Source organism: Gudongella sp. DL1XJH-153 (assembly GCF_049310905.1).
GTDB lineage: Bacteria > Bacillota > Clostridia > Tissierellales > Tissierellaceae > Gudongella.
The window spans coordinates 59,408-82,107 of record NZ_JBMEMN010000008.1 but is presented as its reverse complement, the minus strand read 5'-3'; the positions used below and the strand labels follow the sequence as shown (position 1 = coordinate 82,107).

Below are 22,700 nucleotides of genomic sequence, written 5' to 3'. Positions count from 1 at the left end.
GGCATTTTATCACCCGCCAAGAAAGATAAATGGAACGCAGGCACCATCAAGCGCATCCTCACAAATGAAAAATATAAAGGAGATGCGCTTTTGCAGAAAAGCTACACTGTAGATTTCCTTACCAAAAAGAAGAAAGCCAACGAGGGAGAAATTCCTCAATACTATGTTGAAAATAACCACGAAGCGATTATTGAGCCAGCGGTCTTCGACCTGGTCCAAAACGAGTTAGAAAAAAGAAACCCTGCAAACAACCGTCACAGCGGTGTTCATATATTCTCTGGCAAGATAAAATGTGGCGAATGTGGAAGCTGGTACGGTTCAAAAGTATGGCACTCAAATAGCAAATACCGCCGTACCGTTTGGCAATGCAACCATAAGTTTAACGGTAACAAAAAATGTGAAACTCCCCACCTAGATGAAAATACAATTAAAGATATATTTATAAAAGCTACAAATGAATTACTAACTGATAAGGATGAGATTATGGCAAACTTTGAAGCTATGAAAACAACCTTATTTGATACTGAAGATTTGGAAAACAAAAAGACTGAGCTTCAAAGCGAGCTCGAAGTTACAGCTGAAATGATTCAAAATATTATTAATGAAAATGCCCATACAGCTTTAGACCAAGAAGAATATCAAAAAAGATACGATAGCCTTGTAGAACGGTTTGATGCCACTAAGGCTAACCTAGAGCTTACAACTGAGCAAATTAAGGATAAAATAACTAGGCATAAAAACTTGGAAATATTCCTAGATGAACTACAGAAACAGGATAGTTTGATTTCAGAATTTGACCCACTTTTGTGGAATAGTTTAGTAGATTATGTAACAGTTTATGAGAAAAAAGAAGTTCAAGTAACTTTTAAAAATGGAATTGAAATCTAAAAAAAGCTATTAAAATTCTCCTCGTCACTGATTTTATTTCAGATATGAGGAGTTTTTTGATTTGTTTTAAAAAAATGAAAATTATATTAGGGTGATTGTAAATAATAAGAAAATTTATTTTTCTTGTAATAAGATTAAGCGTTCTCTAATTAGAAAACGCTTAATTATTTTTATGCTATTGAAACAATTTGTAACTATTAAAAATAGACAAAAATTGTTCATTGGATAACCTGTCAGGATTAGTAACATTCGCATGCTTCAACGCCTGTCTTAATTGGTTCTTAGTAAAAAGAACATGGTATTCCTTATTTACCCATCTATAAACGAAAGAGCAATATTTATTGTAGTCCTTCTTTAAAATCAATGGTTTATGCCTTTCAAGTACAATCAATACAGAATCAACACTAGGCTTAGGGTGAAAATATGATAGTGGCACTTTCTTAAGGATTTTTATCTCCATTTCCACCATCAGTAACAAGCCTAAAGCCCGTTGAGTGTTTTGTAATCTTTTAGCAAAACCTTTCTCTACAATAAGGTAGCTATATTTCGCTTGACTATCAAAAGCAATTTTTTTGATAATATCGGTGCTAATATTATAGGGAATATTACCAAATATTTTATAATCTGTATCTTTAGGAAAGTTAAATTTCAAAATATCCTCATTAATAACTTTTATATTCTGAAAAGGGTCAACTGCTTTTTTCGTGGCATGACATAAGCTTTCCTCAATCTCTATAGCATTCACCCATTGACCCATTTCCACAAGTTCCTTGGTAAAATGTCCTTTTCCTGATCCAATTTCTATTATTTTATCTTGTTTATTGATATTCGTATATTTTAATATTTCTTTTACATGCTTTTTAGATGTAATGAAATTTTGCGTATTTTTAGGGTTTTTCTGTTTCATTATAACCTTCTCCTTGCCGGTTATAATGAACTAATCTTAAGAGCTCATTATAACCAATTATTTTTACCTCCTTTAATTCTTTTCATTATAAATGAGATAAAGTAATATCTACTACTGCAATACATGTACACATATTTAAATCCTCCTTATACAGCTGATTATACCACTTTTAATTACTCTATTCAACAAAGCTCTATGCTAATGTCTGCATCACCCTATAGATTTTAAATAGTAGAAAGACAGGATGAAATTTCATTTCTTGTCTTCCAAAACTTACTATAATTCTCTATAAAATCCTCTATACCATTATCGAAAATGTCGGTGATTCATGGACTATATACATTTGTTAACTATACTAATTCGTATAATATAAATGATGTACCGTAATTAAAAAATAAATTATACTCATTTATTGGTGTTTACAAATAGAAATCGCAACCTTACTTTATTTCTTTTTATTCTCGATTAATATACTGGATACAATGGCATAAATTATTGTCACAACCATTACTGCTAACGCTACGTAAAAAATCCATCCACTATCTAAAAGTACTTCAATACCATTTAATAAAAAACTGATGCTAATTAAGAAAAATACTATTGCTGATTGCCGGTAATGCGGCTTTTTATCCATACTGTTTCGTTCTTTTTTTGATGCATAAATATAGGCATTGTTAAGCAAAAACCCTTTTTCTTTAAAAGAGAAAAAGCTTAAAATAAATGCCCCAATTGATACTATAAAGAGGATTACCGTAACAATTACTTCTTGCATTTAAATATCACACCTCCATAAAATTTTTATTTATCTGTTCGAGTTTATGTCACATTGTATTACTAATGTACATTACATACAAAATCATATTAAGCCATTTTTATTCTTCATCCCAATGTATGTCATCAAACACAAATAAACTGTCAACTGGAATATTTTCACGTATGTATCCTGTTATATCAATATCCCCTACCATTATCTCGCCAAAAAGTGATCCATTAAATTTATATTCTTTTCCAGCTGTATCAATAATGATACGCTCCCACTGGCCAATATCCGTAGCAAATAAAGTAGATGGGTTATTAAAAAAATACTGAGAAATTAGAGAGAGGATTTGTTCCGCTCTTGTTTTATCAATAAATAAATTTTGCTCTCTACCTATCTTGTAATTCCCAAATCCCCTATTATAATTATAGCCAATAAACCATACATCTCCTGTTGCTGATATAGTCAAATGTTGTTCCACTTCATCAGAAGGAGATGGTTCTGGACCATAGCATATATTATTTGATATGAGTTTTATTTTTTGTATGTCCATTTTTACCATCCTTTGCCTATTTAAAAAGTGGGATTTAGTCTTAAAAATGAGTATCCCCTCTGCTCAGAATAACTTTTATTATGAACGTAAACTAATATTGTTATCATTTCACTAGGTAGAAATTCATAGATGAATTTTTTAGCCGTTTAATTATTTCGTGTGACTCAACGCATTTATTTATATTATTTTTTCAATAAACTCAATACAGTGATTCACCATATTTAGTGACTGATACTTATTAGATGTAAAAAAAATGATGACTATTATTAGAAGAGAGACTTAAAACGACGCCTACTTAAAAGTAAAGCATAAAATGAGAGTATGACTAATGGTAAATGAAGGATACCCATCCACCAATTCTGATTTTGAAATACGAACCATGTTAGAATATTCATCATGCCAAATATGAATCCTATAAAGGAAATAATAGAAAGTGTAGGAGGATAAACATCTTTTGAAAACAGGATCATTACTCCAATTATTATAGGAGTAATCATACAATAGGTAACACCAGCTTCATTTGTTAGTACCGATAATCCAAACGCAGGTTGAATAACATCTTGTTCATTTACTCCATATGGCATTAAAAATGCCAAAAGCATCGGTGCCAGCACCCATAATGTCTGAACCTGAAGGTTTTCTCGACTCAATATGGTTTTTTGTTTAAATAAGTCATAGATACAAACTGCTGCAGCTATTAATATAATCACTGTATTACCAATTAACCAAACAAATCCATAGTTTTGTGTAAATGACATATTTTGAAAGAATGCAACAATGATTAGAATAAAGGAAATGTAGCCCATAAAAATATGTGAAGCTAACTTACCTTTTAAAAAGGGAATCAACATCATAATAAGTAGAAAAAACTTAGCAATAGGTAATAATAGGTTTATCTTTTCAATAACTGGTTGTGCCATAACACTTGCAATTACTTCTGCTGTATCAATTGGAGGATACGGAATCTGTGAGTAAGGCGGTATAAAAAAGACAATGAGCAATAGGAGCTTAAACCATATACTTTGAATAAAAGGATTTCGAATTTTAATTTGCATAACGTTGCTTCCTTTCTCTGCTCTTTCATCATTGCCCCACTATTCCTATGAAGAGCTTAAACTTTATTTGTACTTATGTTGTATCAAACATTTGTTCGTTCAGGGAGCTATTCTGAGCAAAAGGGATAATCATTATTTTAAATAATCTACTATAAGTTGTATATGACAAGTACCGATAACAATAAAGTCATGGAAATAGTTCCTATTGTCGCAATTACATTAATAAACCTCTGTGCCTTAACACCACTTTTCATTATTTTTACGATACCTTTGTATATTACTAATCCAATTATTCCACCTAACACATTATTAATAATGTCCGTAATATCAGAAGCTCCAACGCCTAGAATAAACTGGGATATTTCACATATAAAGCTGATAAATAAAATAAATAAAATTTTTCTACCAATAGTATATTTTTTAAATAAGGCTTCCACGTATATACCAAGAGGTAAGAAAATCACTGCATTCATAACCATTTCTTTAAAATCAAGTTTGCCATTTATTATTAAAGATTCACTGAAAGGAATTAAATTTACATTTCTCATATATCCCAAATTAGAAAATGGAATATCAAATTTGAATATTATTATCCAAAATAATGCAATCAGATAAATAACAAATAATATTTTAGTTAACTTGTTTGTTTTACTATCCTCTTTCATAACTTTCCTCCAATTTTCTACTTATCTATTTAATTATACCGTACTAATATTTATAAAACTATCCATAAATTAAAATAGCTGAGGAATCCCCGACTCCTACAACTGCACACCCTTTTTTGAGTTTGCACACCCCTAACTACAATAACTTTTAGGATAATTAAATTGTATCAATTTCTGCAAGATTATATCATAGACTCTCCCTTTGTATGGCTCGATCATTTCTACCAAGGTCTTAACAATACTGGTTGGAGTGTAGAACTCTCCTCCACCTTTTCCTTCTGCTGATGCAAACTGTCCAAGGAAGTATTCATATACTCTTCCTAGGAGATCCTTTTCACCATTATTGTGTAGCTTTATTGTAGAAATAAGGTCTATAAGCTCCCCGAGTCTTCTCTTATCAAGCTCTGGTCTAGCGTATCTCTTATCCAGTACTCCCTTAAGGGACGGGTTCTCTTTTTCAATAAGTATCATAGCATCATCAATGAACTGGCCAATCTTTGGATCCTTGGCATTATCCATGATATATGACCATCTAGCTTCTTTGGGTACCCAGAAGATGTTCTCAGCCAAATACTCATCTCTATCTTCTTCAAATCCTTCACCCTCTTCAACTAATTCATTGAACTTGGTCTCGAATTTATCGGATATGTATTTAAGGAATATCAGTCCAAGTACAACATACTTGTACTCAGATGCATCCATGCTTCCTCTTAATTTGTCTGCTGCTTTCCAAAGGGTTTCTTCAAAACCGATGTTTCCCGTTTTTTCTGCCATACTTTCCCTCCTATTGTCAATATCTTCCTATATGTTCTATTCTACCTGTTTACAAGTCACTGGTCAAACCATTGTTGCAATTTTCTATTTTTTTGTTAATTTATGAGATGTGTACTGATACACACAAATCAGAACTTAATTTTTTTGACTACTAAAAAACGAAAAGCTGGCTATATAATACAAAGCCAGCTTTTCTAATAGTTTTTTACATTTACAAATATATAGTTTTAATTAGGTATACTAGTCTCTTACCTAATTATTCCATACCCTGCTAAATCATCGACCTGTATATTCCCTCTATCAAGGAAATTTCTAGCCTTCCCATCATTATCACTTTCGCCAGGAAAATCATTTGACGAATCATATGAAATTTCTCCTTTTAGTACAAATCTAAGGTTGTCTGCATAAAACTCCTGTTCTTCAGTATCTTCGAATCCAAAGCTCGGTTCACCGAAATCTTCAACTCTTACAATCATTGAGTACCCAGGATCCCCATTAAAAGTACCGTTAACTGTATATTTGGCTACTCCTTCATTGAACCTAAAATCCATTTCAACTAGCTCGTCACCAACAAATTTTCCACCTTTAACTTCTGGATCGCTTACATTATGAAATGTTACTTCCAATCCATCAAAATATAAATCTCTATTTGAAACATATGATCCTCCACCAAATGAGATTTTATAGAAAATTGGCTTTCCATTCTTGGCTGATTCTTCTCCTGAATCTGCCATCATTTGGCCACCGCCGCTTACTCTGGCATCCCAAAGCAGTTCAGGCTCTCCATAAGTAGTAACCCAACTATATTCTGTTCCACTACTATCTTTAAATTCTCCACTCATTCCAGACCAGTCGATTTCTCCTGTGAAATCTCCCGAATAATTGTATTGCGCGGGTCTTTCATAATATAAATAGACCTTATCACCTGATACATATCCTTCTAATGTACCACCTTCTTCCCAACCATCATCAGTCAAATAAAAAAATTCTCCCGTTACTTTTCCTTCCTCATCCTGAATAAGATTTCTGAACTCTCTTTCATACGTGTTATTAAGTATCAGTGACCAGGTTCCTGATATGTCCCAATTTGGTGGAGCTGGTTCCGCAAATACTATCGAAGTGCTCAAGATCATTAATACAACCATAAATAGTGATAATGTTTTTTTCATCAAATTACCCCTTTCATTTTGATTACTAGAGACTCTCGATCCAATAAGTATATTTTTTTGGTCACCTCCTGACATCTATTTTTAAAATCTTTACGACAAAAAACCGACCTGTATTAGGTCGGTTACGCTCCAGCTCCAAGATGGACAAGCGTCCAATTAATCCATCTTTTCTCAGCTCCCTTAAAATTATTATATAGGTACTCATGTTAAGTATATTGAAAAGATAAGTTTTTAAATTATTATGTCATAAATCTCTACAGTTCATACTTTACCCAAATATTTGGATAAACCTACTAATAATTTTATTATAATAACTTTTTATTCTCTGGAAATTTGAATTATTCAATCAATATTCTCTACTGTTCAGCACCTCTTCTATTCAGGGTATGTACATTTCTAATATTAGAAATGGCATCTATTATATGCAAATAATTTCACTCGATACTTCCATTTCAGTTTTTATGCTACGATAATTTTCTCAATCCTGCTTTAATAAGGAGCTCATATGTCTCATCAAGAATTCTATCATTCGGTACAAATACTATAAACCCATCCCTACCTCTTGTTAAAAGTACTCTATAGCTATTTAATCGAATTTGATGAGGATCTCTAAAGTTCTTTCCTATTGTAAAAGGCTTCCACTTTTCTTTCTCCCAAAGTAAGTCTTCACCCCAACAAATAATTGGTAAATCTAGTTCAAGACCTTGACATGAGAACTCTGTCGCTACTCTATTTAATTGACAACAAGAAAGTAAATCATTCATTGGTCGATTATACCAAGCCCCAACCCTTAACTGTCGGGTAGTATTAAATGAGTTATCTATTCCATATCTAGGCAATATTTTGGCCTTAGAGGAACAAACTAACCCGTATCTTTTGATATTGCTATCTTCGTACCGATTTATACAATATCGCTTAGCTTTTTCAAGATCTCTGGTTATATACATTGAAAATTTTTGTTCATTGATCACCCTGCTAATCTCTTTAGCTTCCGGGATTTTTTCATCTAAAAGTTTTGAAACCCATTTTGATACATCATCTGCTAGATGAGATCTAAGAGTTATATTGAGATTTAAATTCTCAAATATTTCGACATCACAGACACCTTTAAATAAATTCTTAAGTTTTGGTGGACAAATTACGCTCCAAGTCTCATTGCTTTTTCCTATAGCATCTACCCATTGTTCAATTCCAGATTCCTCTCCCCTATGTATCTCTTGTCCTTCTCCTATGAGTCCAAGAACCAGTGACCATTCTGGGATTTTGTCAGCACTCCCAATTATTAGTTCTGCCTCTGATTCTTCTATTGAGTGTTTCTGTAGTACATGCTCCCTATCCCAAGCTCTTTGAGCCTCATCAAATACTACTATGTTCTCATTTGGTATTTTGCTTTCAGATAAACCATATTCTTTTACATAATTTCTGAGTGCTTCAACAAAAGTTTTACTCTTCAAAGCATCTTGTAAAACATCAACTAAAGGGCCATTTCCCGATAGAAAAATCGAACTATAAGAATTCAACTCATTTGCCTTGTATACATAATCTAGACCTAATAAAGTCTTGCCCGCTCCTGGGACACCAGTTACTAAGGCGAGTATTCTTCTATCATCTTCTTTTGCTGTTTCGCTAGCTTGTATTAATATTCTTACCGCTTCTGGTATTCCTGCACTATTAGCTTTTCTTATGTATGGTAAATCTTCCTTGTTGTATATTCGTTGGGCTGCATCAATTAACGACGGTAAAGGTAGATATTCCCCCTCTAACCATTCATTTAGTTCTACAACTTTTTCTTTGAGTAGTAGAGGTCCTATTGTTTCTTCTAACATATCTGGTGTACATGCATAAACTCCATCAACTATTCTACTCTTACCTTGTTTTTTTGTTGGAACAATAATTGGAATTACTTCTGATCCATGAGATTCACTGTGATATGAGTTTATATCTCTTGCATATGCAACAACTTGATCAATATCTGCTTGAGTGAATGCTTTTTTCATCTTGAACTCAAAGACAAGTATTCTGTTGCCAGATATTATCAGCATATCTGGTCTTCTACCTCCTTCTCTTGGAAGAACATACTCAAATATTAAATTACAATCAAAGGCTTCACATGATTTTAAAAAAGGAATAGTTTTATAGTAGCAATCTTTCCATGCCAAAGTTTGTTGCTGGCTTGGCATTTCATCAACAATCTCTATATAGTTTTTTATCATAGTTTTAATCCAGTCATCATATGACAGTTTGAGGAATTCATCTAGATTATTAGCATAGCAATTATTCATATATTCACCTACTCTTTTGGACGTTTCTTATAATTAGTTGCCATATTATCACCTGCTCATTTAGTATAGATTTAACAAGTCTTCTAAACTAATTGATATTCCTGCAAGTTCAATTTCTTCTTTTCGGTTTTTGTATATAATCTCTATTAATTCTTCTGACCCAACTCCATAGTGTATTTGGTTATGACAATTACTACATAAAGCAATAATATTTGCCTCTACATCTAAAGAGTTTTTAAATAAATCTTGGTAGGACATTGGTATTAAATGATGTGGCTCTGTATATTTTAAATTCGTTTTCTTTCTAAAAAAACTTGGATGATTTTCATCTACTTCACATTTATGTTTTGCCCTAGCTAATGCATTTAAAGAAGTTTTATTATCTCTTGGATAATGTATTCTTCCAGAGTCTGTTTTTGGTTTTGCTCTTTTCTTTGGTTCAGGGTTGTATTCAACATCTTCATCTGAAGGTAGCTGATTCATTTCACCAATCTCATCAATGAGAATTTGATCTAAGTATTTCTCCACAGAATTAAACTCATTATTAATCAAATCTAAAAGCTCTATTTTCTCCGCTTCATTATCCTGAATTAATGCGGACTCATTTATAATATACTCTGCCATCTCCTTAGTTGATGAGAATAGATAACCAGTATTCCCTCGACCTATCCTATTAAAAGGAGCGTTTATACTTGGTTGCAACTCCATTAATTTATTCATGTGCTCTGAAGTCACTATTGGATTTTCTATAGTGAGGTATTCAGTATCGACTTTCCAGCCTTTATCATTCCATTGATCGGGTAGTTCTAAAGGTCTCTTAGATTCATAAACATCTGACTTTGCGATACTTACTGCGACAATATTTTTATGGTAACTATGAATTATTAAATCGTCCTTTCTTACTACTTTCATCAGTTCCCAATGAGAAACACGTCTACCGTTATCGCCATGTTGGGGAGCCCATAAATATCCCCCTTTATATTCCTCATCATAGCTTTTATTCTGAAATACAAAGAAATATTGTCGTGTGTCTTTTTTCAACTTTGGACTGCTAACTTTTTTAATAAACGACTCCAATTCACTGGAAACTCTACTAGGACCTTGAACAGACCTCAAGCCATTTTCTTTTAATAAATCATATGAAAATAGATCGTTTTCAAAACTCCGCAATAGTCTTAATTCCATGTATCTACCATAGTTTTCGTAATTAGAACCATCAATGATAAACTCTTTGTCATCTATAGTCGGCTTTGGTAAATCAATCTGAACTACTTTCGTTTCATACTTAATTGCACTAAATGGTTTCCCAATGTAAATATATACAATATCTCCAACTTTAATATCCACACTTTGTTTCCAATTAATATTATCATAAGTATTAAATGCCCCTACAACATTATAATATTCTGGATTGCATACTATGATCCACTTTCCCATAAAGCACCTCACTTGTTTTAATCTACTTTTAATTATCAGGGACTAAGCTATTTCATTATTGTCATTTAACTTAAGTCCTCTTCACCTTCTTGTGCTTCAATATACTCATCCCTTATCTCTGAAAGTGATTTGCCCGAATCTTTGTGTATTGCGAATAAATATGTCTGAACACTAGACCATCCATAAAGTTCTTTCAACCATGATTGCATGGATCTCTCTTCATTATCAACCATAACATTTCCATTTGCTAGTAATGTAGCTTCATCTTGTTTATTCTTTGCTTGAATTATATCTCCAGGTTTTACAACTCCCCATTCCAACATTGAATCAATTTTAGGCAATATCCTCTTCTTTCTTTTCTTATTTCCGGTTTTACTAGAAATCAGTGATTTATTCATTATATTTACATAATAACTATCATAATCGGTTGTTGGTAATATCTTATCTACATCAAAATATATCTCTTCCTTTATTCTATAAGGAGTCAAACTATAACAACTTATGTCAACATTGTTCTTATTCAACCAAGCAACTGCTGAAAGAGTCTGTTCATCAAATTTCGAAGCTACAAGGACTATCCTCTGATTATCATTAAATGTATTTATTGAATCGTTAACTTCAAGAAATTCATTTATCTTTCTTATTCCAAGTTCAAATGATGTTAAAATTCCCAACTGAAACTCTTCTTTGTATTTTTCTATATAAGGAGAATATATTTGCTTGACTAATTCATCTGTATCGTTAATTGTTGCATAGCTAGCAGCATATCTTATTGCTTGAAATTCAAAAGCTTCTTTTCTCTTAACAATGTCTTGCCTATCTCTTTTAATTTCTATTAAAACAATACTCCCATTATTATCAACTGCTGTAAGATCACTACGCCCTTTTTTTTCATTCCTAACCTGTCTTCCAACTATCAACAATGATTCCTCTTCATCGCATATCATTTCGATGTTTTTCCTAAGCAATTCTTCAATCTCTGATTCAGTCATCTTTAATTCTGAAAATGTAACAGGTTCTATTCTCTGGGCAGTGTTTCCATTGATATTATACATAGATTAATCCTCCAATCATAGTTTGCTTCTGCGTCTATCGAGCCTTAGTCTAAGTCTCGATAGAATTAATATCATTTATGAATTCCTCCATAAATTCAATAATTTCACTATATTTAGTAAGTGTAGTTTCTAGTGACCATACACCTTGCTTTGATGGATTAATTTCATACCCTTTGAACAAAGAATGGATGTTCTTTACATATCTTGCTCCAATCTCCGAAGGTAAATCAACTTTTTTAAGTTGATCTTCTAACCAGCCAGTGTAAACTTCACCATTTTTTGAGACTACTAATAGTGTTAGTAATTGTTTGTTTCCATACGGATCCAAATATCTAACTACAAAACTTGACTGTCTCCAGTGTATTTCACAGCCTAGATCTTGAACATCTTCTATTAACTGATGTGTCAGCTCCTGTGTTTCTTCTGTTACATTTTTTCCTAGTACATCAAAGTACTCCTCTTCAGACAACGTGAATCTCTTATTTTTGCTAGTAGTCTTCTCAGTTGATAAGTCCATGTCAACTGTTATATTCTTAATATTTTCTCCTTCAATTCTTATTATGGCTCTTGTTAACTCCTGTGTTCTCATAACCATTTGAGGTAGAATTAAACGACCCTCTCCAGTATCGAACACTTTAAGTTCTACTAGGGCTAGGGTGAAATGTAACTGTGGTGTCAATGCTAGATATTCAGCCATATCTTCTACGCTTTCTCTTATGCCATCACCAACAATCAATAAAAGAAATTTGCCTCTCTTCATATTTATAGTTATAGAATCAATAAGTTCACTTTCTTCCTCTTCATCTAAGTTATAAGATTCTTTGATTAGATCAATAACCCCTAAATCTTGATTTTTTGTACTCTTCGAATATGCTCTGACCTTAGAATTCAAATCTTCATAACTCCATTTACTTACTTCCTTTGCATAATCTACTATTTGTCCCACTACAACTCTTCTAGCTTCAGGGTTTCTCCACAGTTTTGTCTCAACAATTGTTAAATAGCCCTGGGGACTTATAAACAAATTATCAATTGGTCCGGCATTAGTTGAAATTTCTCTCCCTATAGAAATCAACGGACTAAACACAGATTCAACATCACCTGCTGGTAAAAGAGCAGGATAATCATAAATCACTTTTTGTAACCAATCTTCTTGAAATAATTTTTGAGTTGTAGGGATTCTTTTCAAAAATTCCGGTTCTACACCATTTTTAATTAACAATGGTGTGGTTCTAACTCTTTTCCCAGTTTGAATCATAGCATCACTCCCATTATTTATTATTAATGCATAATTATTTTGAATAACTAGAATAGGCCATATTTATTGAAAACCTCTCCCATCATTTCACCTATCTCGTAGTACCATTTATATGCATTTGCAATTTCATATTTTGATTCTAAATCATCGATTTCTTTCTTAATGGATATTCTTGAGCCTTTTGCATGTGGTAATTCTTCCCACTCAAGATTGAAACCTAGTTCTGTCTCAATCGAATCTTTGTTGTCGTAAAGTTTATAATATAGGTCCTTATTATCCGGTATGTATATCTCACATCTAATAAAGTTGTATTTCACAGATACCACAAAAGCAAGTCTAATGTGGTTAACTCCAATATTAGAATTATACCAATGTCTCGCATGATACTGCCCCAATTTGAAACTTGAGGTCTTACCAGTCATAAAATTTGAGAACCCTTCCCAAAATTCTAACTGGAATAGACCACTTTCATTGAGTTCACCCTTGTTGACAGATGATCTCACAGCCTTCGCCCAGTCATTTGGTGATGATATTATTTTGAATTTTGGTGCGGGAAGCGATTCTCCTATCTTCCATAGTTCTACCTGTATAGCAAAGAAGTTGACGTCACTATTTGTGATTTCATTGAGCCAATCGATTGCTCTTCTATGTTCCTCTCGAATATATTTGAATACCCAAATAATATTTGATGCATCTAATCCCGACGCATAGGTTATAAGCTTACCCAAGTGGTCATGATTAGTCTGCTCCAGTTGATTCTCAATTATTATCTTGCTGCCATCATTTATATTCTCAGCAAGTATATCAACAGAAAATGACCCTACTGAAACTTCTGTGCCTGCAACCTGCATTTCTATACCAATCTCGTTGCTTAAAAGTTCTATATTCTCTTCCCTAGCCAACCAAGTTGTAAAATCAAGAGCTTCATGCTTCCATATTGTTCTTAAATCAACCTTCTCAATTTTCCCAAGCATCGTAATTTCTCCTTCCTTCTATGCATCTTGTAGGCTTAAATTAGATTCTTTTTAAGGTCAATAGACGAATTAAAACGAAAAGAACCTATACTTGATCCTACTCTCCTCACAAAACTCTCTTAATGCCTTTATGCCAAAGTTTCCACTAAAGCGTCTTTTGAACTCATCAACACCGTCTCTATCTTCTGTGGATAGCAGCTGGAACAGTCTTTCTGTATTGTAACTGTCAAAGTCATAGAAATACTCATACTCGTTATCCCCAAAGAATTCTTCCGGGGCTCTGCCAAGGTCCTGGCCTGAGATTTTTAGACAACCATCCTTTACTTCACCCCAAACATGTATCTGTGTTGAGTGTCTTTCCTTGTCACAAAGTACGAATACATTTGATTCTGCTGAATCTTCTGAGACTTCCTTGAACCATTTTCTTAAAATAAACTTTGTCTTTTCAATTGGGTACGGTACATCTTGAGGATTGAAGCGTTCAATCTCCTCAACAACTCCGACCCTTTCGATTCTGTCGGGGCCAACAGTCACAACTACCTTGTCTCCGGTTTCAATGTTCTCATCCTCTGTTCTGTAATAGTAGGTGTATCCGTCCTTACTGAAGGATACGCTGCAATAGATTAGTTGATCAGTTTTAGCATTATCAGTTTTCATATCCAGGCTCCTTTTTATCGCGTTTTCTCTTTATCACTTTATTATAATTTCCGTTACTCATATTATACAGCATTGTCATACCTTTTCCAGGTATTTTTCACATTTTTCTGATATTTAGTGATAAAAAATCCTCCCAGATTACACGGGGAGGGTCTAAATATTGTTACCATAATCATCTAAGGTGATTTTTAAATATTTTTACAGCTTTCGCATATTTTTCGTCATCAATTAAATCAAACGGGAACAAAGTAGTTGTTTCAATGCTTAAGCCTCTTTCTTTCATTAGCTTTTTGTAAAGCAATGAAAAATTGCTGTCGATTCCATACAACTGCATAAGGTCGTCAATCTCTAATTGGATTCTTGTTATCTCACTAAAGTTCTCTTCCCGTGTAACTTTTATCCATTCTGCCCATATTTCTGGTAAAATATTTGATATTGCAGCTATACATCCGCTGCCTCCAGCCATTACATTAGGAATAAAGTGATTGTCAAATCCAGAATAGACTTCGAAATCATCTCTGTATTCCTTAACTGCATAGATGCAGTTTTTTGTATGTTCTATGGATGTTGTGGAATCTTTCATACCCTTGATGTTCCTATGGTTTTTTGCAAGTCTTACCAGAGTTTGAGGTTCGATGTCGAACCCTGATCTGGCAGGGTAATTGTATATGTAAATATCACCACTTATATCCTTTGCAAGTCTATCATAATATCTGTAAGCCTGTTCCTGAGATATTGCAAAGTAGTAAGGTGGAATAATCATAACCCCTCTAGCCCCACATTCAATTGCAAAATTGCTTAGTTCAACGACTTCATCATAATTTATTGAGCTCGTCCCAGCTATAACTTCCACCCTACCATCAATTTCTTTAATGTAGAACTCTAGGAAATTTTTTCTGTCTTCATAACTAATATCCGGAAATTCTCCTGAACTTCCCAAAGGTATTATCCCGTCCACTCCATTTTCTATGAGGAATTCAATTACCTTTCTGTTGCCTTCATAATCGATGCTGCCGTTTTCATTAAAGACCGTTATTGAGGGTGTTAAAATTTTACATTTCATTTGCCAATTCTCCTTTTATATTGATATCGTTTATTGGTTTTTGCAGACTACCATATTTCTTGATTTTCTGATGGTTCTACTTGTTCCTTTAATCCACCTGTACTTGTTCACCTACTGAGAACAGGTAAAGGTAGGATTCCTTAACTCTCTTTTTGGTGATCTTTTCAATTGCCTCCTTGTAGGAACTTATCTGAACCCTGTATTCGTCTGCCAATTGTTGAGGGGTTCTGCCTTTTAATCTGTCTGTCTTGTAGTCGACGATAACTATTTCACAGTCTTCTTCAAAGTAGCAGTCGATAATTCCCTGGATAAAGATTGAGTCATCTCCTGATATATCCTGGAAGACCTCCGCTGCCTTTTTCTTGATGATAAAGGGAACTTCCTTTTTGATGTTGGCTGATTTTCTCATTCTGGTTCCAATGCCTGAAATCAGGAAGCCATAGATTTTATCAAGATAGGCCTCCCTGATAAACTCAAACTGTCTTTCTGTAATCATATTGCTTTCAACAAATCCATGAATCTGCTTTTCCAGTCCATCCAGGTTGATTTCTTCCCTTAGGTCTATATGCTCCAAGACCAGGTGGACCAGGGTTCCGATTTCTGTTCCCACTAGCTTCATTCCATCCTCCAGCTTGCTGGCATCGCCGTCATAGTCCAGCATTTCCGATAGTATCGGCACATCATGCTTTGTACCCTGTGGGTCCAGGCTTGCGTGCTTCAGGCTTGTCACTGAAAGCTTTGAAGGAGCTTTTCCTGAATCCTTGAAAGGATAGCTAAAGCTCAGTCTTCGACTGACTTCATCATAAATTTCCTGATCATTGAAGCTTCGAATTTCTCCGAGCTTTTCTTCAATGCCATATTTTTCGGTATCATTTTTATCCTTAGCAATCTCTGCTGTGCTTATCATATTCAAGTGGATGTTGTGGTGAGCTCCCTTTTGGATCGTCTTGCCGATTTCTTCAGGATCCAGTCCACCGAAAAGACTCAGTCCTATCCAGTCCATAAATGACTTTGCCTTGTAGAGAAAGTATTTTTCACTTCCAAAGGTCCAGGTGTTTGCCTTTTCCTCCAGGCTATTGATTGTTCCAACCATGATAAGTCTGTCTATTGCTCTTGTCATTCCCACATAGAGAATTCTCATTTCCTCTGACAAGCCTTCGATTTCATTTTTCTTCCCAATTGCTGTTCTTCCAAGGGTGTCCTTTTTTACTCTCTGTTTGTGGTCCACATATTTGGATCCAATTCCAAGGTCCTTGTGCATCAGGATAGGATTTCTGGTATCTGTCTTGTTAAAGCCCTTGTTCAGACCACAGAGGATCACCACCGGGAATTCCAGACCCTTGCTGTTGTGTATTGACATCAGTCTGACCACATTGTCATTTTCGCCGAGTGTCTTGGCTGAACTAGTCTTGTCTTCCTTCTTCTCTGATATTTTTTCGATGTATTTCAGGAAGTCAAACAGTCCTCTGCTTGTACCTTTTGTATACTCATTGGCTCGGTCCACTAGCATCCTCAGGTTTGCCTGTCTCAGCTTGCCGTTTTCCATTGAACCAACCATTTCGTAATACTCTGTCTCCATCAGTATTTCCCAGATCAGTTCATCTGTCCTAACCAGTCTGCTCTTGGCAGTCCATTTGTATAGAAATCCGAAGAAGTTTTTAAGCTTGTGCTGGAGCACCTCATTTAGCTCAATATCAGTACCTTCTTCTAAGCCTTCAATATATTGTTTGCAGGCATCAACAAAGGTTCCCCTTTTAAATCTGGATCTGATTTCAGTCAGTTCTCTCGTTGAAAACTTGCCGATTGGAGACCTCATTACACTTAATAGGGGTATATCCTGATTTGTGTTGTCCAAAATCTTAAGGAGGTTTACCACTATCTGAATCTCCATTGCACTGAAGTATCCTCCGCCTCCATCAAAATAGAAGGGGATCCCCTCTTTTCTGAAGGTTTCCTCAAATACGCCAGCCCAGGATGATACAGCCCTAATAAGTATGACAACATCCTTGTACTCTATTTTTCTAAGTCCCTCTTCTGAATCATCATGGGTGTATTCCTTGAGGAGGTCCTTTACCTTGTTTGCTGCAAAGATGGCCTCAAACTCAGCTTGGCTTAGAAATTTAAGTTCATCATCGACCGCTTCTGTGGAATCGGAATCATCAGCTTCTTCATCCTTGGTGTAATCGCTGTTTCCTGATTCCTTGTTAAGATTAATAAAGTTCATTTCCACAAATTCCTCTTTGATAAAGTCTGTTTTCCCATTGTTGAGGTATACATTTTCACTGTAGTCAACCTCACCGATTTCCTCAGACATTATCCTGCTGAAGATGCGGTTGGTTGAATCAAGAATTTCCTTTCTGCTTCTGAAGTTCCTGTTTAGCTCTATTACCCTGTTAATTTCCTCAATGCCCAGGTCTTCACTGTCCTTTTTGAAGGTTTTGTACTTGTAGTTGAATATGCTTGGGTCCGCAAGTCTGAATCTGTAGATGCTCTGCTTTACATCCCCCACCATAAAGAGATTGTCTTCCCTTTTGATCTGGTCTATTATGGCTTCCTGCTTTGTATTTATATCCTGATACTCATCCACAAAGACATACTTGAACTTGTTCCTAAATTCCAGTGCTATCTCTGATGGTGACAGCCCTTTTGACAGGTCCGGCAACTCAGGCTGCTGTGTCAGGATCTGCAGTGCATATCGCTCAAGATCATTGTAGTCAAGAAGGGACCTTTCCCTTTTCTTCTCTGTGTACAGGTCATCGACCCTCTGTACAAGGTTCTTAAGCTCATTTACCGATTCATGCATATGATTGATGTCATCTGTGTACTGGGAGATCTCCTCGTAAATGTATATGCCTTTTATGGACGTGACAATATCCTTTGCCTTGTCCCTTAAGTCCTCCTTGACCTTCCTTCTGATTTCCTGGTCAATGTCTGGATATTTCTTTGCTGTAGCAGATGGAATCTTCTTGAATTCCACACCATAGAGTGTTTGGAGAAAACTCTCCAGACCCTTGTCTGTTGAAGCTGCAAGAGTATCTACTGTGGAAAGTTCCTCCTTTAGGCAGTCTATGTAGACTTCAGGACCTCCAGGCAATTCACAATTCTTAATTGCCTCTTCCAGCATCCTCCTTGCTCCGTTAAGTTGCATTCTGACGTGCTTAAACAGCTCCTGGTTCCATCTTGAACCATCCAGCTCATCCTTGGATATCCTTAGCAAGTCTACGCTCTCATTGATCCACCTGTGAGGTTCAGGAAAACTTTGGATAAACCTGTAGACCCTGTCCACAAGGTCAAATATCTCTGTATCGTATCTGTTGCTTGAAAAGCATTCAACAAGAGTTTTAAATGGCTCGCTGCCTTCCTTGTATGATTCTTCAAGCACCTGGTCAATTACGTCCCTGTATAGGCTTTCCAGCTCATTCATGTCTCCGATTTTAAACCCGGGATCCAGACCCACTTCATTGAAGTGACCCCTTATTACATCCAGACAGAATGAGTGAAAGGTCGTTATCTGTGCCTTGCTCAGCTGACTCAATTGCTTTCGAAGGTGCTTTGTGTTTGTACCTTCCTTTATTGCCTTGACAAGCGCCTTCTGTATTTTCTGCTTCATTCCTGCTGCCGCAGCGTTTGTAAATGTGACGACGAGAAAGCTGTCAATCTCTTCGTTCTGATCCCTTACAAGCTGGATTACCCTTTCCACAAGTACGGCGGTCTTGCCTGAACCTGCAGCTGCAGATACAAGCACGTTGGAATCTCTAAGATCGATTATCCGTTTCTGTTCTTTAGTCCATTCCATCGTCTAGACTCACTCCTTTGTCTGATATTCTCCTTATAAGGGTCTCATCATCAATTCTGCCAATATACCTTGGCTTGTCCCCATCTGACTCATCATACAGACAGATGCTTCCGTAGTCACAGTAGGTGCAGGCTTTCTGCTTATTCTCAAAGCTATATGGTGATATTTCAAAGTCTCCGTTTATGATATTTGAGGATATCTCATGGACCTTTTTATCTATATATGCCAGGAAGTCGTCAAACTGGTCTTCTGTCAGGGTCTTTGACCTGGATGACACGGAGCCGTCTTGCTTTATTCCAGCCTGGATGATGTCCGATCCGTAACCGTTGGCTCTTTCATCAATGCACCTTATCATATCCCCATCAGCAAGGGTGTAGCCCTTGAGCTTGAGTTTTCTCAGTATCTGCTGATCCAGGTCTTTTACATCCTTATCGATTATGGGGTCATCAACATGATGATAATATATTCCTGCAATCTTTGGCTTCCTTCCAAGCAAGGCATCTCCCTTTTCGACAAGTGCATTTACATAGACAAGAAGCTGCATTTGCAGTCCTTCGTATGCAAAACAGAGATCCAAGGCTTTTGATGATGATTTGTAGTCAATTACTGTTACATAGATATCTCCTTTGTCATCCTCATACATGTCAACCCGGTCAATCTTTCCTCTCAGTTCCACTGGAGTACCATCAACGGTTATTGTGACAGGATCAATATGCTCATAATCGCTATTGTCTCTTCCAAACTTTCCGATCCTAAGTTCAACAGCTCTTGGCCTGAACTTGCCCCTTTGTATCTGGGTCATTATTATCCTTGCATTTCTGTAGAGTACCCTTTCAAGCTTCCTTTGGATGTAGTCATTACGGCTGCTGGATGCAAATGTGTACTTTCTTTCGGAGTCCCTGCTTCTTACTTCATCTATTGATTCTTTCATCAGCTTCTCTGCATCTTCCATATCCATATCCATTATGTCCCTGGTTTCCTGGATCAGTCTCTTGATGTATTCTTCAAGGACATCGTGGTACTCATTTCCGATATCGTAGAACTCGACCTTTTGAATTGTCCTTTCCCTTGGTGACAGGATGTTTTCGACAAAGTATTTAAATGGACATTCAGAGTAGGTCTCAAGTTTTGAGACCGTCATGCTAAGCTTGTCATCAAACCTGCTTTTTATAGTTTCAGGATCAAGCTTTGGAATCTCCTTGGTATAGGTCAGTCTCTCTATTATCTCCTCGGCTTTTTCATTGTTGTTCTCTTCATACCATTTGTAGACTGCAAGCCAAACCGGATCAATCTCTCCCCCTTTTAGAAACATCCTTAGGTTCTTGATCAGGGCACCTGATGTGATTGATTCCAGCGTAACATCTTCAAATTTATCCCGTCTCCACAGATCCGACTCCTCTTTCAAAGAAGGGAAAATCGTCTCAAGGGTGCTGATATATAGCGATGGCTGCAGGGAATCACCTGATCCGCCTGCCAGAGGATATGTCACCATCAGCCTGTCCTTTGGTACTGTAAACAACTTGTAGAGAATATGGCCATCCCTGTATGACTGAAAAACTGAACCGCTGCTTATCCTTACGCCTGTTTTTATGATTTCTTCCCTGTCATCATCCGATAGAAGCCCTTTTTCATGGGTGCTTCCAATTACTCCCTCATTCATTCCCATGATAAACAACACCTTGGATTCCTTTACTGAAATATTGTTTACATCCCCAATTTCAATGCTGTCAATTATGGGAGGTATTGTTCTTATTCTTATTTCGCTTAATCCTGCTTCAAGAATCTTTCTGTATTCAGTTACTGAAACCTCTTCCTTCTCCGCAATAAGGATCATCTGCTCAAGTACTTCCATCACACTGTTCCAGGCCTGAGACATTTCACTGGCTTCCTCAAACATCTTATCCTGTTCATATGCTGAAACCTCATTGGCTACTTTTTTGTGCATGTCCTGATGGTCCAAAAAATCCAGAATAAACTTTGAGTATTCCCCTACGGTCTGAAGCCTTCCAAACTCCTGTCGTCCGGGTTCAAACTCAGCTGCAAGGATTTTTCTAAAATCCTCTTCCACCTGGCTTAACTGTGGATTGCCATCAATAAACCACTTGTCACCTTGCATTCCGTATTTCAGTGCCATGTTTTCCATTTCATTGATATGGTTTAGTTCAATTGGGACTGGTTGATTGTTCTCATCCATTCCACTTAGTGGAGAGAATCCGCTTTTCAGGTAGTTAAAGACGGTTTCCGTGCTGAAGTTATCAGTCAGCATATCCATCAGGAAGAGGATGCTCTTGACAATGGCGTTTGAGAGGATGTCTTTTCTTTCGTCCATGTAATATGGGATATCGTATCTTCCAAACACCTTTTTTATATCCAGACTATATGAATCAAGATTGCTTGTTGCAATCTTGATGTCCTTCCATCTGTAGTCCTCATCCCTAACCAGTGAACAGATTACATTTGCAACCTTTTCAACCTCTGTATATGGATTCATTGCTGAGGCTATCCTGATGTTCTCTGTTTCCTCCCCATACTTCTCCGGTTCAAGTGAGAACAGATTCCTTTCGATGGCCTCTATTTCAGGTTTCATTGATTTGCCGTTTTGAAGTGGTTGCACTCTTATTTCGTCCTTGAAAATCCTGTCCATTTCGTGATATGTATCCGAAATTATCTTAAATACATCAAAATCCTCGTAGGCCAGATCTTCGTCCAGGTAGGATGCGTCGATGTTCAGTGTCAGTTCAACACTCCTTGCATGCTCCTTCAGTGCCCTTATCAACTCCAGCTTCTGGTTGTCAAAGCTCTCAAATCCATCTATCCAGATCTTTGAACTCCTGATCAGATTTGAGTTTTCAACCTTTTCAATTGCACTTTCAAGCTTGTCTTCCTCATCTTGAAAATTGTCTTTTGTCAGACTGTTGTACTCTCTAAAAAGAAGCTTTATATCAATAAGCTTCTTTTTGGTCAGTGACCTCTCGGTATTTTGAATCACCCTTTCAAGGTCTTCTGGAGTTATTCTACTTTCCTTTAGTTCCCTAATCAGCTTTTCAAACTCTACAAGGAGGCCCTGGTGACCTGCTACTTTTTTGTAGAGCATGAGCTGGTCTGAATTCTTATCAAATACTCTCTTTAAGAGCATCAGCTTGCCAAATAGGGTAATATCAGGAAGGACGCTTCCACCTGTCTCTTCTAGGATTGTGTTTACCAATCTTGTGAAGCTGAGGATTCTGATGTTCATTATCCCTGTATCATTGAATTTTTCGATTATGTCGCTCTCTGCCCTGAATGTCATCACTTCGGGCACAATAAGGATACAGCTCCCGTCTGGGTTGCTGTCCATTTCCTTCTTAATTTCATCATAGATGTAGGTGGATTTCCCTGATTTTGCTCTTCCTGCAATGATTTTCATATGC

The 22,700-nt window shown here is 36.0% G+C and carries 17 protein-coding genes; 1 reads left to right on the top strand and 16 read right to left on the bottom strand.

Translation table 11 applies throughout. The annotated features are described in order from the left end of the window. Positions 1–888 (top strand): recombinase family protein (locus tag ACOEN1_RS05175; protein WP_422485428.1); only part of this gene is annotated, 888 nt, incomplete at its 5' end. Positions 889–1,063: 175 nt separating this feature from the next. Here the strand turns inward: ACOEN1_RS05175 and erm(A) are convergent. The 16 genes from erm(A) to ACOEN1_RS05095 all read right to left on the bottom strand — a co-directional run bounded on the left by erm(A) (position 1,064) and on the right by ACOEN1_RS05095 (position 22,696). After that, positions 1,064–1,795 (bottom strand): 23S rRNA (adenine(2058)-N(6))-methyltransferase Erm(A), encoded by a 732-nt coding sequence (gene erm(A), locus ACOEN1_RS05170; protein WP_422485427.1) that lies wholly within the window; start codon positions 1,793–1,795, stop codon positions 1,064–1,066. A 445-nt stretch (positions 1,796–2,240) separates the two neighbouring features. Then, positions 2,241–2,567: a DUF3784 domain-containing protein gene (locus ACOEN1_RS05165; protein WP_422485425.1), complete on the bottom strand. Its 327-nt coding sequence runs from the start codon at positions 2,565–2,567 to the stop codon at positions 2,241–2,243. Between the two features lie 100 nt (positions 2,568–2,667). Further along, positions 2,668–3,105, bottom strand: a complete 438-nt coding sequence (locus tag ACOEN1_RS05160) for a hypothetical protein (protein WP_422485424.1) — start codon at positions 3,103–3,105, stop codon at positions 2,668–2,670. Positions 3,106–3,371: 266 nt separating this feature from the next. Then, the gene (locus tag ACOEN1_RS05155) at positions 3,372–4,160 is read right to left on the bottom strand and encodes a hypothetical protein (protein ID WP_422485423.1); all 789 of its coding nucleotides are present in this window, start codon (positions 4,158–4,160) and stop codon (positions 3,372–3,374) included. 149 nt (positions 4,161–4,309) lie between these two features. Next, a complete protein-coding gene (locus tag ACOEN1_RS05150) occupies positions 4,310–4,825 on the bottom strand; it encodes a VanZ family protein (protein WP_422485422.1) in 516 nt (171 codons plus the stop codon). A 132-nt stretch (positions 4,826–4,957) separates the two neighbouring features. Continuing rightward, entirely contained in the window at positions 4,958–5,599 is a 642-nt protein-coding gene (locus ACOEN1_RS05145) for a type I restriction-modification system subunit M N-terminal domain-containing protein (protein WP_422485421.1), read from the bottom strand. A gap of 248 nt (positions 5,600–5,847) precedes the next feature. Next, positions 5,848–6,768, bottom strand: coding sequence for a hypothetical protein (locus ACOEN1_RS05140; protein WP_422485420.1), 921 nt, complete (start codon positions 6,766–6,768; stop codon positions 5,848–5,850). 464 nt (positions 6,769–7,232) lie between these two features. Continuing rightward, on the bottom strand, positions 7,233–9,050 hold the full coding sequence (locus tag ACOEN1_RS05135; RefSeq protein WP_422485419.1) for a DNA/RNA helicase domain-containing protein: 1,818 nt from the start codon (positions 9,048–9,050) through the stop codon (positions 7,233–7,235). Positions 9,051–9,110: 60 nt separating this feature from the next. Beyond that, a complete protein-coding gene (locus ACOEN1_RS05130) occupies positions 9,111–10,487 on the bottom strand; it encodes an HNH endonuclease (protein ID WP_422485418.1) in 1,377 nt (458 codons plus the stop codon). A 65-nt stretch (positions 10,488–10,552) separates the two neighbouring features. Then, entirely contained in the window at positions 10,553–11,542 is a 990-nt protein-coding gene (locus tag ACOEN1_RS05125) for a hypothetical protein (protein WP_422485417.1), read from the bottom strand. A gap of 49 nt (positions 11,543–11,591) precedes the next feature. Beyond that, a complete protein-coding gene (locus ACOEN1_RS05120) occupies positions 11,592–12,800 on the bottom strand; it encodes a hypothetical protein (RefSeq protein WP_422485415.1) in 1,209 nt (402 codons plus the stop codon). 47 nt (positions 12,801–12,847) lie between these two features. Beyond that, entirely contained in the window at positions 12,848–13,774 is a 927-nt protein-coding gene (locus tag ACOEN1_RS05115) for a DUF4268 domain-containing protein (RefSeq protein ID WP_422485414.1), read from the bottom strand. 69 nt (positions 13,775–13,843) lie between these two features. After that, positions 13,844–14,431 (bottom strand): hypothetical protein, encoded by a 588-nt coding sequence (locus tag ACOEN1_RS05110; RefSeq protein WP_422485413.1) that lies wholly within the window; start codon positions 14,429–14,431, stop codon positions 13,844–13,846. Positions 14,432–14,603: 172 nt separating this feature from the next. Continuing rightward, a complete protein-coding gene (locus ACOEN1_RS05105) occupies positions 14,604–15,494 on the bottom strand; it encodes a dihydrodipicolinate synthase family protein (RefSeq protein WP_422485412.1) in 891 nt (296 codons plus the stop codon). Between the two features lie 88 nt (positions 15,495–15,582). After that, positions 15,583–19,290, bottom strand: a complete 3,708-nt coding sequence (gene addA / locus ACOEN1_RS05100) for a helicase-exonuclease AddAB subunit AddA (protein WP_422485411.1) — start codon at positions 19,288–19,290, stop codon at positions 15,583–15,585. After that, complete coding sequence (locus tag ACOEN1_RS05095) at positions 19,277–22,696, bottom strand: PD-(D/E)XK nuclease family protein (protein ID WP_422485410.1); 3,420 nt, start codon at positions 22,694–22,696, stop codon at positions 19,277–19,279. Before ACOEN1_RS05095 ends, addA begins: the two co-directional genes overlap by 14 nt. Between the last annotated feature and the right edge of the window lie 4 nt (positions 22,697–22,700).